The organism is Acidovorax sp. 22279 (assembly GCF_052045435.1).
GTDB classification, from domain to species: domain Bacteria; phylum Pseudomonadota; class Gammaproteobacteria; order Burkholderiales; family Burkholderiaceae_C; genus Acidovorax; species Acidovorax delafieldii.
Window position 1 is genome coordinate 1 of sequence record NZ_JBQEOV010000024.1, and the last position, 16,741, is coordinate 16,741.

Consider the following 16,741-nt stretch of genomic DNA (forward strand, 5'->3'; position numbering starts at 1 on the left):
GCGGGCCGTGGCGCAGGCGCCGGTGCTGCAGCGCGGGGTGCCGCTGCCGGCGCCCGGGTGGCCACCGCTCCCACGTTGAACACCGACACCACCTGCGCCAGGTGCTGTGCCTGGTCACGCATCGAGGCGGCTGCCGCCGTGGACTCTTCCACCAGCGCCGCGTTCTGTTGCGTCATCTGATCGAGGTGTGTGACGGCCTGGTTGACCTGCGCGATGCCGTCGCGCTGTTCTGTCGAGGAGGCCGTGATCTCGCCGATAAGGTCGCTCACGCGCTGTACGCTGGCAACGATCTCTTGCATGCTTTGCCCTGCCTGCGCCACCTGGGCCGAGCCCGATTCCACGTTCTCCACGCTGGCGCTGATCAGGGTCTTGATCTCTTTGGCCGCCTCGGCGCTGCGCTGCGCCAGGCTGCGCACTTCGCTGGCCACCACCGCAAACCCACGGCCTTGCTCGCCGGCCCGGGCGGCTTCCACCGCTGCGTTCAGCGCCAGGATGTTGGTCTGGAAGGCGATGCCGTCGATGGTGCCGATGATGTCGCTGATCTTGCGGCTGCTGTCGGTGATCTGCTGCATGCTGGTGACCACCTGGCCCACCACTTCGCCGCCCCGCGCTGCAGCCTGGGCCGCCGTGCCGGCGAGCTGGTTGGCCTGGCGAGCCGTGTCGGCCGACTGGCTCACGGTGGCCGTGAGCTGTTCCATGCTGGCTGCCGTCTCTTCCAGGTTGGAGGCCGTCTGCTCGGTGCGCGCCGACAGGTCGTGGTTGCCGTTGGCAATCTCCACCGACGCCGACGAGACCGAATCCACCCCCTGGCGCACTTCGCTCACCACACCACGCAGCCGTGCCGACATGGCCGACAGCGCCCGGGTGAGCACGCCCAGTTCATCCTTGCGGTCATCGTGGATGTCTTGGGTCAGGTCCCCGGCCGAAATGGCTTCGGCCAGCACCACGGCCCGATCCAGCGGCCGCGTGATGGAGCGCACCAGCAGGGCCGCCAGCAGCATGCCCAGGGCCACCACCGCGATGGCTGCGGCAGCCCCGATCAGCACCAGGTTGCCGCGCGTGGCACGTGCGGCCTGCACCGCATCGTCACGCTGGCGCTCCTGCACGGCCACGAACTTGTCGATCGACTCCAGATAAGCCAACACCTTGGGCCGGTAAACCTTGTCCACATAGGCCTGCTTGGCGGCGGCATCGCCCGCATCGGTCAGCTCCTTGAGTTTGTCGGTCTGGCCGCGGACATCGGCACGCGCAGCGGCCACCGCGGCCAATGCCGCCTTGTCCTCGGGGGACACCGCCGCCTTGTTGATCTTTTCCTGCACCGGGGTGATGCGTGCGGTGAGCGCAGCCACCCGGGTATCAAAGTCTGCCTTGAGCGCCTGGTCGGTGGTCACAAACCCGGCCATCGACATGGTGACAGCCACTTCCGCCAGGCCACGCCAGCTGACCGCCGTGGTGATGGCGGACTCGTATTTGTTGACGGACTCTTCGGTCGCAGCAGTGACCTGCCGCCCATACCACTGGGTCCAGACGGCGGCCACCAGCATCAGCGCCAGCAGACCCAGAATCACGCTCCACATCTTGTGGGCGACACGCAGGTCATTGAATTTCATGGTTGCTCCTGATGCTCTGCAAAAACCCCGAGGTTCCGCGTTGTTGTATCTTGCCCAAGGAAAACCACCACACTACCGGCATTCGACCCGGCTGAACACCCGCCAGCCAGGCGAAATGTGCATGTAACAAGTGTTAATGGATTCCGTGGGGCGCGTTATCAGTACAAGCCCTAAAATGAATCGGTGACCTCCATACTCAACGCCGACCTGCACTGCCATTCCGTCGTCTCCGACGGAACCATGACGCCCGAAGACCTGGCCGCGCGGGCCAAGGCCAACGGGGTGGAGCTGTGGGCGTTGACGGACCATGACGAGATCGGCGGCCAGCACCGTGCGGCCGCTGCCGCCCGCGCCCAAGGCATGGCCTACCTCACCGGCACCGAGATTTCGGTCACCTTTGCCGACACCACCGTCCACATCGTGGGTCTGGGCTTTGACCCTGACGACACCCAGCTGGCCCAGGGCCTGGCCGCCACACGCGGCGGGCGCGGCGAACGGGCGCAGGAGATGGCGGCCCAGCTGGCCCAGGTGGGCATCAAGGGCGCCTACGAAGGGGCGCTGCAGTTTGTGGGCAACCCGGCACTCATCTCGCGCACCCATTTCGCGCGTTTTCTGGTGGAAACCGGCGTGTGCAAAGACACCTCCGAGGTGTTTCGCAAATTCCTGACCGAAGGCAAACCGGGCTATGTGCCCCACCGGTGGGCCAGCCTGGGGGATGCCGTGCGCTGGATCACACAGGCCGGGGGCATTGCGGTGATCGCCCACCCGGCGCGCTACAAGTTCAGCGCCAATGAAGAATTCGCGCTGTTCTCCGAATTCAAGCAACATGGTGGCCGGGCGGTCGAGGTCGTCACGGGCAGCCACAGCGCAGCCGAGTACGTGACCTACGCCGACATGGCGCAGGAGTTTGGCCTGGCCGCATCGCGTGGCAGCGACTTCCACAGCCCCGACGAGTCGCACACCGACCTGGGCACGTTGCCCCTGCTGCCCGGCGCATTGACTCCCGTATGGGAACTGCTGTCCGACCGAATTTTGCGATGACCCCGCGCTGCCGCAGGCGCGCCAGGCGCCCTCTGGACGACCTGCCACCAGGCAAGGCACCCACGCGCAGCGCCACGCATCACTGAGAACCTGCCCCATGGCCCAGTATTTCGAAGCCCATCCCGACAACCCGCAGCCCCGGCTGCTCAAGCAAGCCGCACTGCTGCTGCAAAAGGGCGGCATCGTGGCCGTGCCCACGGATTCGAGCTATGCGCTGGTCTGCCACCTGGACGACAAGGACGCAGTGGACCGCCTGCGCCGCATCCGCCAGGTGGACGAAAAGCACCACCTCACACTGCTGTGCCGCGACCTGTCGGAGCTGGCCAACTACGCACGCGTGGACAACCGGCAGTACCGCCTGCTCAAGCTGGGCACGCCAGGCCCGTACACCTTCATCCTCGAAGCCACCAAGGAAGTGCCCCGCCGCGTGAGCCACCCCTCGCGCAAGACCATTGGGCTGCGGGTGCCCGACCGCAAAGGCCTGCAGCTGCTACTGGAGCTGCACGGCGCCCCGCTGCTGGCCACCACGTTGATCCCTGCGGGTGAGACCGAGCCCCTGAACGACCCGCAGGAAATCCGCGAGCGCTACGAAAAGCTGGTGGATGCCATCGTCGATGCCGGGGCCTGCCCCCTGGAGCCCACCACGGTGGTGGACCTGACCCCCATGGGCACCGGCGGCGACCCGGTGGTGGTGCGCGAAGGCCGGGGCAGCCTGCAAGCGCTGGGGCTGTAAGAGCCCGCCGAAGCGGCGCCACGCCCAATACATTTGCTGCCGTGCAGCGAGCTTCGCTCAGCCGCCGGTAGCGCGCCTTGGAGGGGAGAGCCGCGCAGCGGCTCAGGGATTCGTCAGAGCTTGAACGCCCCCACCGCCTGCTGCAGGTCGCGGGCTTGTGCCGACAATGCCGACGCCGTGCTCACCGCATGCTGCACCAGCGAGGCCGTCTCCTGCGTGCTGCCGTCCATGTGCGACACGGCCCCGTTGACATGGCTGATGGCTTCGCTCTGCTCGCGCAGGGCGGTGGAGATTTCGCCCAGCAGCGCGCTCACCTGGCCCACGGCGCCGACGATCTCTTCCATGGTCTTGCCCGCCTTGCCCACCTGACCGGCGCCGCTTTCGACCTGTTCGACCGACGCGCTGATCAGTGCCTTGATCTCGCGCGCCGCCACCGCGCTGCGCTGGGCCAGGTTGCGAACCTCGCTGGCCACCACGGCAAAACCCCGGCCCTGTTCGCCGGCACGCGCGGCCTCCACGGCAGCATTGAGCGCCAGGATATTGGTCTGGAAGGCGATGCCCTCGATCACCTGGATGATGTCCACGATCTTGCGCGAGCTGCCGCTGATGGCCTGCATGGTCTGCACCACCTCGCCCACCACCGACCCGCCCTGCTCGGCAATCGCCGACGCCTGCACGGCCAGGCCGCTGGCCGAATGGGCGCGCTCGGCGTTCTGGCGCACGGTGGCTGTCAGCTGCTCCATGCTGGCTGCCGTCTCGGTCAGGGACGACACCTGGTCTTCCGCCCTGCGCGACAGGTCGGTGTTGCCATGGTCAATGTCTGCCGCAGAGGCGGTGATCGAATCGGTGCTTTGCTTGATGCGGGACACCAGGTCGGTCAGCGTGTCCTCCATGGTGCCCAGCGCGCCCAGCAGGCGGCCAAAGTCGCCCTCCAGGTCGGAGTTGAACTCCTGGCTCAGGTCGCCTGACGCCACGGTTTCGGCAATCAGGATGGCCTGGTTGAGCGGCGCCACGATGCTGGCGCGCAGGCTGAGCGTGGCCACCAACGCCAGCACAAACACCACCACACTGCAACCGATCACCCAGGTGCGCGCGCTTTGCAACTGCGCCAGCGCCGCCTGAGCCGGGGGCGTGGCACCCTGCAGCGCCTGCTCGGCACCGCCGATGCCGAACAGTGCCATCACCATCAGCAGCAGCACGACGAGTGCGAGGCCGCCAAACGCCAGCAACAGGCGCGTTCCGATCTTCAAGTTGTTCCACATGGCTTCAATGTCTCCAGGCCTGTTGTATGTCGTTGTGGGAGGGGCCGCCGCGCAGCGCTGCGCGCCAAAGGGCACGAACTCGCACAAACTGGCACGGGCTGCGGGCAAGAAGTTGATGCTAGCAACGAACACCCCGCCTGGAGACCCATCGGCATACGTACAACCCACAATACGCGGTTGCCGCCGGGCGCCTGAACACCCGCCGGGTCACCCTGGCAACGCCGGGGACAGCGGGGCGTCTGAGACAATCCCGGCGTGGACACCTCCAATCTCATCCAAACCGTTCTGATCTACGCCCTGCCGGTGCTGTTTGCCATCACCGTGCACGAGGCGGCCCATGGCTACGCGGCGCGCCACTTTGGCGACAACACCGCGTACATGATGGGGCGCATCACGCTCAACCCGTTCAAGCACATCGACCCGGTCGGCACCATCCTGATGCCGCTGCTGCTGTACTTTGCAACCTCGGGCGCCTTCCTGTTTGGCTACGCCAAGCCGGTGCCGGTCAACTTCGGCAATCTGCGCAACCCCAAGAAGCACATGGTGTGGGTGGCCCTGGCGGGGCCCGCGTCCAACTTCATCCAGGCCATCGCCTGGGCCGTGCTGCTGGTAGTGCTGGTGGGCACGGGGACCGAGGAGCGCTTCTTCCTGGAAATGGCACGCGCCGGGGTCATGGTCAACCTGGTGATGTGGGCTTTCAACCTGTTTCCGCTGCCGCCGCTCGATGGCGGGCGCATTCTGGTGGGCCTGCTGCCCTGGAAACAGGCCCATATGGTGTCGCGCATCGAGCCCTGGGGCTTTTTCATCGTGATGGGCCTGGTGATCGCCGGGGTAGTGGGCACGCTGTGGCTGCGCCCCCTGATGGCCGTGGGTTACACCGCCATCAACCTGTTGCTCACCCCGCTGACGGCCTTGCTGCGCTGAGCGCAGCAGAAGCCCGCCACTTCCTGTTCATTTGATCTGCTGAGTTTTTGTTTCCCATGAGCACCACCCGTTTTCTCACCGGCATCACCACCACCGGCACCCCCCACCTGGGCAACTTCGTCGGCTCCATCCGCCCGTCGGTGGCGGCCAGCCTCACGCCCGGCGTGCAGAGCTTTTATTTTCTGGCCGACTACCACGCGCTCATCAAATGCGAAGACCCGGTGCGCATCCAGCGCTCCACGCTGGAGATCGCAGCCAGCTGGCTGGCCGCAGGGCTCAACCCCGAGAAGGTCACGTTCTACCGCCAGTCCGACATCCCCGAGATCCCCGAGCTGACCTGGCTGCTGACCTGCGTGACCGGAAAGGGCGTGCTGAACCGCGCCCACGCCTACAAGGCCAGCGTGGACAAGAACACCGCCGCCGGGCGCGAGCATGACGACGGTGTCACCGCAGGCCTGTTCATGTACCCGGTGCTGATGGGCGCGGACATTCTGATGTTCAAAGCCCACAAAGTGCCAGTGGGCCGCGACCAGATCCAGCACATCGAGATGGCCCGCGACATGGCAGCCAGCTTCAACCACCTGTACGGCGAGCACTTCGTGCTACCCGAGGCGGCCATCGACGACCACGTGGCCACACTGCCCGGGCTGGACGGCCGCAAGATGAGCAAGAGCTACGACAACACCATTCCGCTGTTCAGCTCGCGCGCCCAGTTGCAAAAGCTCATCGGCGGCATCCTGACCGACTCGCGTGCGCCTGGTGAGGCCAAAGAAGTCGAAGGCTCGGCCCTGTTCCAGATCTACCAGGCCTTTGCCACGCCCGAAGAGACCGAGGCCCTGCGCAAGGCCTATGCCGACGGCATTGCCTGGGGCGACGCCAAGCACCTGCTGCTGGAGCGCGTGGACCAGGTGATCGCCCCCATGCGCGCGCAGTACGAAGAACTCATCCACAACCCCGCCCGCATCGAACAGACCCTGCTGGCTGGAGCCGAGCGCGCCCGCGCTCTGGCCACGCCGTTCATCCGCGAACTGCGCAGCGCCGTGGGCCTGCGCAGCCTGGTGCAGGCCAGCACAGCCGCCAAACCGGCCAAGGCCGCCAAGGCCGCACTGCCCGCTTTCAAGCAGTACCGCGAGGCCGACGGCAAGTTCTACTTCAAGCTCGTGGCGGCCGACGGCCGCCTGCTGCTGCAGAGCACGGGATTTGACGCACCCAAGGAGGCCGGCCAGGCGATTGCCCAGTTGCAGAAGGACAGCGCAGCCCTGCAGACCCTGGCCCCGCGTTTGGCGCCCGTGGACGGCGTGGAAGCTGCCGAAGTGACGGCCGCCCTGCAGGCGCTGGCCGAGGCCGCCGCAGCATAAGCCGGCGCGCCACCGAGCGCAGCGTGCAAGACACACAGCCCGAGCCGCAAGGCTGCGGGCTTTTTTTACTCTTTCCAATGTCCAAAAAGCTACGTTTTTGATAGCTACTCAGGCATATTTCACTAGCGCTACCGGCCAAAAAGGCCTCACACACCCTTCCATCACCCGGTAAAGGCGCCCTCTGCACACTGGGCGCCACTTCAGTCCCGGTACCGCACCAGGGCCCACAGCGTGGGGCGCTCTCCGGTGCGCAGCCCGGTCTGCACCGTGCCGGTGAAGCTCCAGCGCCGGTCCTGCGACTCCCAGCCATGGGCCAGCGCCAGGCTCCAGCCCGGTGCGCGTTGCAACGTGTTGGCCTCATCGCTGTAGCGCATGCCGCGCCAGGTCAGGCGCAGCAGCGAAAAGCTGCGCGCCTCATGGCGCCATGTGGTCTGGCCCAGCACCACGTGGCGGGCAAAGCCGGGCAGCCAACGCCCCTCCAGACCCGCCCCGGTGTTGCGCGATGTGGTGTGGATGTAGCTGCCCAGCACGCTCCAGCGCGGACCTAGCAAATGGTTGACGGACACTGTGGCCTGCGCCAGCTGCCCCTGCCCGAAGACAGGCGTTTCCTCATAGGTGTTGAGCGTGGTCTGGGCATTGAGCACCACGGGGGCGATGGTGGCCACGTTGTCGAACAGCGCCCCCGTGTTCTGCGCAAACAGGCGACCGTTGGCGGCCACCAGGTTGCTGATGCGCTGCCCCGACAGGCTGGCGCCCCAGAAGGTGGTGGCGCTGGCCTCCCAGTCCAGTTGCACCGCGTGCTTGCGGGCGTAGCTGCCCGCCAGCAGGTACTGGTTGTCCACGGCAATAGCACCCATGGCGACGGGCGACAGGGTGTGCGTGCCGGGCGCTCGCACGCTCTCCTGCCAGGCCCAGTGCAGGGCGCGGCCCGGGCCCAGGCGCAGGCTGGTGCCCAGGCGCGGCAGCAGCCGGTGGCGGTGCGCCGCGCCGTCGTCCTGCACGGGCAGCAGGTCTTGTCCCGTTGCTGTGTCGGCATAACGGTCGCGCTGCCGGGTGGTGAACCGGGGCCAGTACGCCTCGGCCATCCAGGTCCAGGCACCGCTGCGCCATTCGCCCGCCACCCAGGGCATGTGGTAGCGCTCGGTGTTGGTGCGCGGCGTGGTGATGCCGGGGTCAGAGATCGCGCTGACGGTATCCCTGTCCACGCCCTCCCAGCCCACGCTCAGGCGGTGCGCGCCCCACAACACGGTGTGGCGCAGGAACAGGCCCTGCTCGTCACTGGCATAGCGGTAGTCCTGGGGGCCCCAGCGCGCATCGTCCAGCACCAGTCCGGAGGTCTGGCGCCCGCTGTGCACCTTGAGCCAGGTCTGGCTGTCGGCCGACCATCGCCACGCGGCGCCCAGGTCCGTGCGGCGGGTGCGCGTCTCGGCGCCGCCGGTGAAGGTGATGCCGTTGCCGAAGTCCAGGCCTTGCGGAAAGCGATAGCGCAAGGTGGTGTCACCATGCAGCGCGAACAGCGACAGGCTCTCGTTGGGCCGCACACCCAGCGCCAGGTCCACCCCGGGCGACGACAGGCGGTACTGCGTGGTGGCGGAGCCTTCGCGGGGCCACATCTGCACGTCGTTGGCGCGCACCAGCCAGGCCACAGGCACGCTGCTGGCGGCAAAGCCGCGGTAGCCCACATCGGCCGTGGCGTTGTGGCGCAGCGGGTTGCGTTCAGCGCTCGTGCCCATCGCCCATTCACTGCCTGCAGACAGCAGGAGCGGCGCGCGCTTGTCGCTGGCGCCAAACACGGTGGGGTCGGTGAGGTAGCCCTGGAACAGCTCGGAGCGGCGGCTGAAGTCGCTCTCGTACCGGTCGGCCAGAAAGAAGTGGCTGCCCGCCCACAGCGGGTAGTACGACGCACTGGCGTAGGCCCGTGCCCAGTGCTCCATGCCGAAGTCGCCCAGCGCCTTGCCCAGGTTGGCAGAGCCCTGGCTGTCCGAGGCCAGCGGGTTGAGCGACTTCAGGTAGGGCAGCCGTGTGAGTGCCTCGCGCGCTGCGGCCATGGCCGCCACGGGCTCGCCGCTGTCGTTGCGCAGCATGGCCTCCACCTGCCAGGGCAGTGGGTCGCGCGCGTCAGCTACGCGTGCGCGGTCCAGTGCGTCCATCGCTGCGGCGCGCTCGCCCAGCGTGTATTCGGCCACCGCCAGCCACACCTGTGCGCGGGCGTATCGCGGCTCGATCACCAGGGCCTTGAGCAGCGCGGTGCGGGCGGCCTCGGCATCGCCTTGCCGCAGCGCCAGCAGTCCGGTAGCCGCCAGGGCCACATAGTCGTCGCCCGACTGCGCCAGGGCGGCATCCAGGGCGGAGCGCGCCTCGGCAAGGCGCAGGGCTTCGATGGCCGCCGTGGCGGCTTCGCCCCAGTAGGCCGCTTGGTCTGGCGCCAGGGCCACGGCCTGGGCCAGGGCACTGCGGGCCGCGCGCAGGTCTCCACGCTCTTGCAATGCGCGGCCCAGCCCTGCCAGGGCGGCGGCCCGCTGCGCATCGCCCTCCGCGTGGGTCAACGCCTGCCGGTACAAGGCCAGGGCGGCGTCCCCCTGCCCTTGCAGCCGGTGCCAGTCGGCGTCGGCCTGCAGCAATGGCGCAAAGCCGGGCGACGCGGCCCGCGTGGTATCCATCCAGGTGCGCGCTTCTGACAGGCGGTCCAGCGCCATCAGCAGGTCGGCCCGGCCCGCAGCGGTACGGGGATCTCGCGTGCGCTGCCAGGCCAGGGCCAGGCGCTGCTGCGCGGCGTCGGGCTGGCCGTCCAGCACCTCCAGGTCCGCCAGGGCCAGCTCGACCACCGCCCCACCATCGCCCTGCGCCGACAGGGCCCGCAACAGGGCACGCGCCTGGGCCCATTGCCCCGCCTGTAATGCGGCGCGAACCTCTGCCAGAGCGGGTGGTGCCGTCTGAACGGGCTGGAACTCGGTCCAACGCGTCAGGTCGCCCGGGTAGGCGGCCACCCACTGCACCCGCTCGCGGGGGTTGACCAGCAGGCGCTTGATAGGCGCCTGGCCGGGCTCGGCCACGCCCTGCTCGGCGGGCCCCAGTTGCACGCTGCCCACATCGTTGCGCAACTCCACAGCGCCGGACAGCACGGTGAGCGTGGTCCGCCCCGCTCCGTCCACCTCCACGTCCCAGTCGGTACCCCGCACCACGGCCAGCGCTGCAGGCGTTTGCAGTTGCAGGTTGGCCGGGACCTTCTTGGTGCGCGCCCACAGCCGGCCCGCAGCCAGTTCCAGCAGGGTGCGCGCTGGCTGGGCCTCGCACAGCCTCAATTGCGCGTTGGCCGACATGCGGATCTGCGTGCGGTCCGCCAGCAGCAATGCGGCGGATGACAACGCCAGTGTGCGCATGTCTGCCCCCGGGCCCAACGGCTGGGCGAGCGTGGCAGGCAGCCAGGGCTCGGTGCCGAGGGGGCGCGTTTCGCCTTGGCCGCTGAGCGCCACAATTTGCGCAGCCACTGCGTCAGGCGCCAGAGGTACACCGGCACATTGCGCGCTGGCACTGGCAGCACTCCAGGCCGACAGGGCAACACCCACCGGCGTGAGCCACACCAGGCGTGACGGGGAGGACACAAGGGGGATGGGCATGGTGGGCCTCTCTGGGGGAGTATTGCGCCGGGGACTCAGGTCTTGTCCAGCGCCTGCGCGGTGAATACGGCAGTAGCGCCCGCTACAGGGCCGTCCGCCAGCGCGGTGTCTGCCTGGGCCTGCACCCGGGCCTGCCAGCGCAGCGCCTGCCCGTGCCACTGCGGGGCATGTGCGGCGGCGTGCGCGCATGCATCGGCACAGCACTGCAGAGCCTGCGCCCAACGCGCAGCCTGCAGGTGGTCCCGCAGCGCGTGGCTGATGGAGGCCAGCGCGGGGTCGTCACACGGCGTGTACACGTCCACCCCAGTACTGCGCCCAGCCAGCACCACGGTGTCCAGCCACATCAGCGGGACCTCTGGGGCATCACCCGCTGGCACTGCGTGCAGCGCATCGTGTGTGGCGCCCGACAGGAGGATGCCTGTGCCGAAGGCCTTGTTGGCGCCCTCCAGCCGCGCGGCTGTGTTCACGGCGTCGCCCACGGCGGTGTAGGTAAAGCGCTCATGCGACCCGAGGTGCCCTACCGCCGCCTCACCCGTGTGCAAGCCAATGCGCAGTTGCACCTGGGCAAACGGTGTGCCCTGCCATTGGGCCCGCAGGTCCACCATGTCGGCCTGCATGGCCAGCGCGCAGGCCAGGGCACGGTCTGCGTGCCGGGCGTCCGGCAAAGGCGCGTTCCAGAAGGCCATGACAGCGTCGCCGATGAACTTGTCCAGCGTGCCGCCGTGCTGGTGCACCGTGTGGGTCATGCGGGAGAAGTAGGCATTCAGCGCCCGGGCCACGGCCTCGGGCGGAAGGTGCTCGCTGGCGGCGGTGAAGCCTGCCAGGTCAGAGAACAGCAGCGTCAGCACACGGCGCTCGCCATGCAGTTGCGGCTGGGCACCGTCGGCCACCAGGGCATCGACCACGGCGGCGGGCACGTAGCGGGCAAAGTCCGCGCGCAGCTGTTCGCGGCGGCGGTGTTCGCGCCAGTAGCTGTCGGCCGCGCCCACGTTCAGGTGCAGGGCGAGGCCCGCCAGGGTGGGCAGTGCCGTCCACCACACCCCTGCCAGGTAGGCCCACAGCCCACCCAGCAGGGCCAGCACTGCCAATGCTGCGCTAAACAGCACCGCCCGCCCACCGCGCCAGCGCCGGGTCCAGGCGGCCACGCAGCCCACGGCCAGCGCGGCCTGCAGCCAAGGGCCTGCCGGGTGGGCGGGCACCACCCAGTCCCCCGCCAAGCCATTCACCAGAGCCGTGGCGTGCACCAGCACGCCGGTCTGCGTGCCCGCGCCCAGCGCACGCAGGGGCGTGGCGAACTGATCAACCCCGTCCACCGGCGTGTTCTGACCCAGCAACACCAGGCGCCCCTGCACGGCCGCAGCCGGCAGCGCCTGGCTGGCCTCCAGCGCCTGGGTGTAGTGGGCGTAGGGCAGCGGGACCTCGGGGGCGTAGTAGCGCAGCAACGCGCCCGGTGGTGGGGGCTGCACACTGCGCCCGCCGCTGCGCGCCAACTCCTGCCACAGGGCATCACTCCGAGCGGGTGCCAGGCGCAGCACGCCATCGTCGTCCGGCTGCACCGCCACACTGCCCTGGCGGGCCATGGGAAACACCGAGGGCACGGTCTGCCGGTATTGCGCCACCTGCGAGGTGTTCACCGCTACATCGGCCGCAGCCAGCACCACCGGCATGCGCCCTTGCAGGGCTGCCGCAAGCGCCGCATCGTCCGCAGGGGACTGGGGTGCGGCAAACAGCATGTCGATGCCCAGCGCCAAGGCGCCCGCCGCAGACAAGGCCTCCACCAGTTGTGCGTGCAGGCGGCGCGGCAGGGGTGGGGTCAGGTTCAGCGCCGCCAGACTGGGTTCGTCCAGTCCGACCACCAGCACGCCTACGTCGGGCGGCGGCGCAGCGGTCCAGCTGGCCAGCAGGTCATGCTCCAGCCGCTGTAGCGGCGTCCACACCGGCAAGGCGGGCAGCAGCGCCAGCAAGCCCAGCGCGAGCAGTACCCGCAACGCCCAGGCCCGCCAGGCGTCTTGTGTAACCGGTGCTCGCGTACTTGCACTTGCCATTCCGCCCCTCCACCGCTGCATGCGGCCGTGCACGCAGCACCCACTGTAGTGGCTGTGCCTGCGCGTGCACAGTGGGGGCTTACACGCATGACTCGCGCCATGGCCGCCCCGCACAACACCTATGGGCAGCCACCGGGCATGTGCGTAAACTGGTCTTTTGATCGGTTTGGGAGACTTCCATGAAACTGCTGTGTGCCTCCGTGTCCGTGCTGGCCCTGCTGGCGGGCTGCAATGCCACCAACCCCTACGGCCCATCGGGCCCCATGGCCTCGGGCCGCGACCGCACCTTCAGCGTGCCGGTCTACGGGCCCGACACTTCCCAGGCGTATGCGGCGGCCAGCCGCGAATGCCAGCGCATGGCCTTGCACGCCAAACTGTTGCGCAACGATGGCTCGCGTCTGGTGTTTGAATGCGTGAGCGAGTTGCAGGACAAGCCTTGAGGCCAGCCGCCCCACCAGCGTGCCGCCGCTGGGCGAGCGGTGCGGCCTTGCTGGCTCTGTCCGCACTGCTGGCGGGCTGCCAGCACACACCGTCCACCCAGGCAGGCACCGTCACATCGCCCTGGGTCAACAGCCTGGGCATGGCCTTTGTCCGTGTGCCTGCGGGCACCTTCTGGATGGGGGGCGTGCCCCCCGTCGAAACGCTGGAAAAGAACTTCCCGCTGCTGGAGCGCAAGCGCCTGACCGACCTGGCAGATGAATCGCCAGCGCACGAGGTGCTGATCACCCGTGATTTCTACCTCGGCCAGCACGAGGTCACGGTGGGGCAGTTCCAGCGCTTCCTGGAGGCGTCCGGCTACCGGCCAGAGTCTGAGGCCGACGGCACCGGGGGTTATGGCTACAACCCCGCCTACGACCCGGCCACCACGCGGCGCGGCGATGCGTTCGAGGGGCGCGACCCGCGCTACTCATGGCGCAACCCCGGCTTTGCGCAGGGCCCGGACCACCCCGTGGTGAACGTGACCTGGAACGACGCGCAGGCCATGGCCCAGTGGCTCAGCCGCACCGAGGGCCACCGCTACCGACTGCCCACCGAGGCGGAGTGGGAATACGCCTGCCGCGCGGGCAGCCGCAGCCTGTACCCGCATGGCGACAACCCGCAAGAGCTGGTCTCAGCGGGCAATACCTTCGACCAGGCCGCAGCCCCTCAGTGGTCACGCTGGCGCCAGCATGCGCTGGCGGGCAACGACGGATACGCGTTTACCGCGCCAGTAGGCCGCTTTGCCCCCAATGCCTTCGGGCTGTACGACATGCTGGGCAACGCCTGGGAGTGGACGGGCGACTGGCATGGCGACACCTACTACGCCGAGTCTCCACGCAACGACCCCACCGGTCCGGCCACGGGCAGTGTGCGTGTGCGCCGGGGTGGCTCGTGGCACACCTGGGCGCTCTATGCGCGCTGCGGCTACCGCAACTGGAACAGCCCTGAGACCCGCTACACGCTGGTCGGCATGCGGCTGGTGCGCGAGATAGCGGCAGAGCCACCCGCGCGGTGACCACCACGGGCCGGGAGGGTTAACAAATGTCAAATCCCCTCTCGCTCCGCTCGGCGCGAGCCCGCGCCGTGGTAGTTATGGCCAATAATCCGCAGTTCGATTTTGGATGGGGAGAACCATGCGCATAGCCGCTTTGGACGACGATGCGCTTCAGCTGGATCTGATCAAGCAGGCCACGGAGGCGATGGGCCATGTGTGCCATACCCACCTGACCGGTGCGGAGCTGATGCGTACGCTGCGCCGCGAAACCTTTGATCTGCTGATCGTGGACTGGCACCTGCCCGACACCACCGGGCCCGAGGTGGTGCGCTGGGTGCGCCAGAACGTTGCGGCCCGCGTGCCCATCCTGTTCGTCACGCACCGCCAGGAGGAGCGCGATATTGTGGAAGGCCTGGGCAGTGGGGCGGATGACTTCATGGTCAAGCCCGTGCGCATCGGCGAACTCAATGCCCGCGTGGCCGCCCTGCTGCGCCGCGCCTACCCCGACAACACCGGCGGCGTGATGGAGTTTGGCCGCTACCGCTTCCTGCCCGAAACCCGGTCCATCGAAATGGACGGAGTGGCGGTGGAGCTGAAGAACCGCGAATACGACCTCGCCCTGTTCCTCTTCCAGAACATGGGGCGGCTGCTGTCGCGCGACCACCTCAAGGAAGTCGTCTGGGGCCAGGTGGCCGATGTGATGTCGCGCTCGCTGGACACCCACATCTCGCGCCTGCGCACCCTGCTCGACCTGCGCCCCGCCAACGGTTTCATCGTGACAGCGGTGTATGGCGTGGGCTACCGTTTTGAAGCCGTCGAAGCCCAGCACAAAGGCTGAAGGCCGCGACAGAGTCCGGCGGGCTCTGCCACCAGCAAGCCTGCCCGTTCCGTGCCCCATGAAGGAGACATGACTTGATCACCCCTCTGCCATTTCGCATGCACTCAAGTGCTGCAGCCCTGTTGTGCGTGGCAGCAACCACCGCCTTCTCGGCCCAGCCGGTCGCTGCCCCGGCAGCCCCCCAACAAGGCGATGAAATTGCCCACGCCGTGAAAGAGGGCGACACCCTGGAAGGACTGGCCCGCAGCTACCTCGCCAACCCGCGCCAGTGGCCGTTGCTGCAAGCACGCAACAAGGTGGTCGACCCCAAGCGTCTGCAGCCAGGCTCGTTGATCTTCATCCCCGTGCAGCTGCAGCCCAGCGAATCGGCCACCGTACAGTTTGTGCAGGGCGAGGTCACGGCGCAGACGCGGGGCAGCGGCACGCCCGCCCCCATTGCGACCGGCAGCAAGCTGGAAGAGGGCACCGAGCTGAAGGTCGGCCCCGAGTCGTTCGTGGCAGTGCAGCTGGCCGATGGCACCGTGGTGCGGGTACAGGCGCAGTCCGAGCTACAGCTGCGCCAGCTGCGTCGGCGGGGGCGCGCAGGCAGCGTGCAGTCAGTGCTGGAGATGCACAAGGGCGGCGTGGAATCGACCGTGCCCCCCAGCGCCGAGCCCCTGCGCCGCATGGAGATCCGCACACCGCTGGCGGTGACCAGCGTGCGGGGCACGCAGTTCAGCGTGGCACTGGCCGATTCGGGCCAGACCACGGCGTCGGTAGAGCATGGCTCGGTCGCGGTGCAATCGCGGCGTGACACTGACAGCGAGCCCGGCGCTGCACTCAAGGCGCCGACCGCGCTGCTGGCTCCGGGCCAGGGTCTGGCAGTGGCCACGGATGGCACGGTGGGCGCCCCCCGCCCTTTGCTGCCCGCCCCCGATACCTCCGGCATGCCCACCACACTGGGCGATGCGGGACTGCTGGCCTTCGACCTGCCCATGGCCTCCGGGGCCACCCGGTATGTGGCGCAGGTGGCGCAGGACCCGGCGTTCACCCAGGTGCTGCGCCATGGCAGCTTCCCCGACGGCCGCCTGCGCTGGAAGGCGCTGGACGATGGGCGCTACTACCTGGCCGTTCGGGCGCTGGACGATGCAGGCATCGCGGGCCTGCCCGCCGTGCAGCCGTTCACCGTCAAAACACGCCCGGTCGCACCGCTGTACCAGCACCCTGCGCCCGGCGCCGTCGTACCCAGTGGCGCGGCCGAGCTGCGCTGCACGGAAGTCCCCGGCGTGCGCTGGTACCGCGTGCAGGTGGCCGCCGACGCCCAGTTCACCCAGCCCCTGCGCGACGAGCAGCGCCTGACCGAATGCCGCCTGCCCATGGGGGCGCTGCCCGCAGGCAGCTACTTCTGGCGCATCGCCAGCCTGCTGGCGCTGCCCGACGGGCAAGCAGACCAGGGGCCGTTTGCACCGCCACAGCCTTTCACAGTGGCCGACCGGCCGACCGCCTTGTCCCTGCAAGCTCTGCAGGCGGAGGACGGAGACCCGACCGTGCGCCTGCACTGGCCTGCCCAGGCGGGCCAGCGCTTCCGGCTGCAGCGCACTGTGGCTACCGATCTGGACTTTGCCAAGGTCGCAGAGGACACCGTGCTCGACGCCCCAACCTGGACGGCCAGCAACCTCGCTGCCGGCGAGTACCTGGTGCGCATCCAGGTGCTGGATGCCAGCGGGCTGGAGAGCGATTTCTCCCCCCCGCGCAAGATCCGCGTGGGCACTGGCATCCGCACCGGTGCGGGTTTGCCGGTGTCCACCAGCAGCGGCACGCCCGTGGGGCGCCCTTGAGCGGGGCATGGAGCCCGTCCAG

12 protein-coding genes are annotated in these 16,741 nt (G+C 68.6%); 8 read left to right on the top strand and 4 right to left on the bottom strand.

The window, feature by feature from the left end:
- Window positions 1-1,610: methyl-accepting chemotaxis protein (locus tag ACTJKQ_RS23210; protein WP_440598223.1), on the bottom strand; the 1,610-nt coding region annotated here is incomplete at its 3' end.
- A gap of 183 nt (window positions 1,611-1,793) precedes the next feature.
- On the opposite strand from ACTJKQ_RS23210, the gene ACTJKQ_RS23215 reads away from it, so the two are divergent.
- A complete protein-coding gene (locus tag ACTJKQ_RS23215; protein WP_440598224.1) occupies window positions 1,794-2,651 on the top strand; it encodes a 3',5'-nucleoside bisphosphate phosphatase in 858 nt (285 codons plus the stop codon).
- A 97-nt stretch (window positions 2,652-2,748) separates the two neighbouring features.
- Window positions 2,749-3,384: an L-threonylcarbamoyladenylate synthase gene (locus tag ACTJKQ_RS23220; protein ID WP_056060901.1), complete on the top strand. Its 636-nt coding sequence runs from the start codon at window positions 2,749-2,751 to the stop codon at window positions 3,382-3,384.
- 113 nt (window positions 3,385-3,497) lie between these two features.
- On the opposite strand, the gene ACTJKQ_RS23225 is transcribed toward ACTJKQ_RS23220, so the two are convergent.
- Window positions 3,498-4,646, bottom strand: coding sequence for a methyl-accepting chemotaxis protein (locus ACTJKQ_RS23225; RefSeq protein ID WP_440598225.1), 1,149 nt, complete (start codon window positions 4,644-4,646; stop codon window positions 3,498-3,500).
- A 255-nt stretch (window positions 4,647-4,901) separates the two neighbouring features.
- On the opposite strand from ACTJKQ_RS23225, the gene ACTJKQ_RS23230 reads away from it, so the two are divergent.
- Window positions 4,902-5,570, top strand: a complete 669-nt coding sequence (locus ACTJKQ_RS23230) for a site-2 protease family protein (RefSeq protein ID WP_288853237.1) — start codon at window positions 4,902-4,904, stop codon at window positions 5,568-5,570.
- A 56-nt stretch (window positions 5,571-5,626) separates the two neighbouring features.
- A complete protein-coding gene (locus tag ACTJKQ_RS23235) occupies window positions 5,627-6,928 on the top strand; it encodes a tryptophan--tRNA ligase (protein WP_056060893.1) in 1,302 nt (433 codons plus the stop codon).
- 200 nt (window positions 6,929-7,128) lie between these two features.
- Here ACTJKQ_RS23235 and ACTJKQ_RS23240 read toward each other — a convergent pair whose 3' ends face one another.
- On the bottom strand, window positions 7,129-10,545 hold the full coding sequence (locus ACTJKQ_RS23240; protein WP_440598226.1) for a FecR domain-containing protein: 3,417 nt from the start codon (window positions 10,543-10,545) through the stop codon (window positions 7,129-7,131).
- Window positions 10,546-10,580: 35 nt separating this feature from the next.
- Window positions 10,581-12,590, bottom strand: a complete 2,010-nt coding sequence (locus ACTJKQ_RS23245; RefSeq protein ID WP_440598227.1) for a CHASE2 domain-containing protein — start codon at window positions 12,588-12,590, stop codon at window positions 10,581-10,583.
- A 179-nt stretch (window positions 12,591-12,769) separates the two neighbouring features.
- On the opposite strand from ACTJKQ_RS23245, the gene ACTJKQ_RS23250 reads away from it, so the two are divergent.
- From ACTJKQ_RS23250 to ACTJKQ_RS23265, 4 genes are all read left to right on the top strand, one after another.
- Window positions 12,770-13,030, top strand: a complete 261-nt coding sequence (locus tag ACTJKQ_RS23250) for a hypothetical protein (RefSeq protein WP_015013035.1) — start codon at window positions 12,770-12,772, stop codon at window positions 13,028-13,030.
- 47 nt (window positions 13,031-13,077) lie between these two features.
- Window positions 13,078-14,085, top strand: a complete 1,008-nt coding sequence (locus ACTJKQ_RS23255) for a formylglycine-generating enzyme family protein (protein WP_440598247.1) — start codon at window positions 13,078-13,080, stop codon at window positions 14,083-14,085.
- A 118-nt stretch (window positions 14,086-14,203) separates the two neighbouring features.
- Entirely contained in the window at window positions 14,204-14,902 is a 699-nt protein-coding gene (locus ACTJKQ_RS23260; protein ID WP_056060880.1) for a response regulator transcription factor, read from the top strand.
- A gap of 128 nt (window positions 14,903-15,030) precedes the next feature.
- Window positions 15,031-16,719, top strand: a complete 1,689-nt coding sequence (locus tag ACTJKQ_RS23265; protein ID WP_440598228.1) for a FecR domain-containing protein — start codon at window positions 15,031-15,033, stop codon at window positions 16,717-16,719.
- Window positions 16,720-16,741 lie beyond the last annotated feature (22 nt).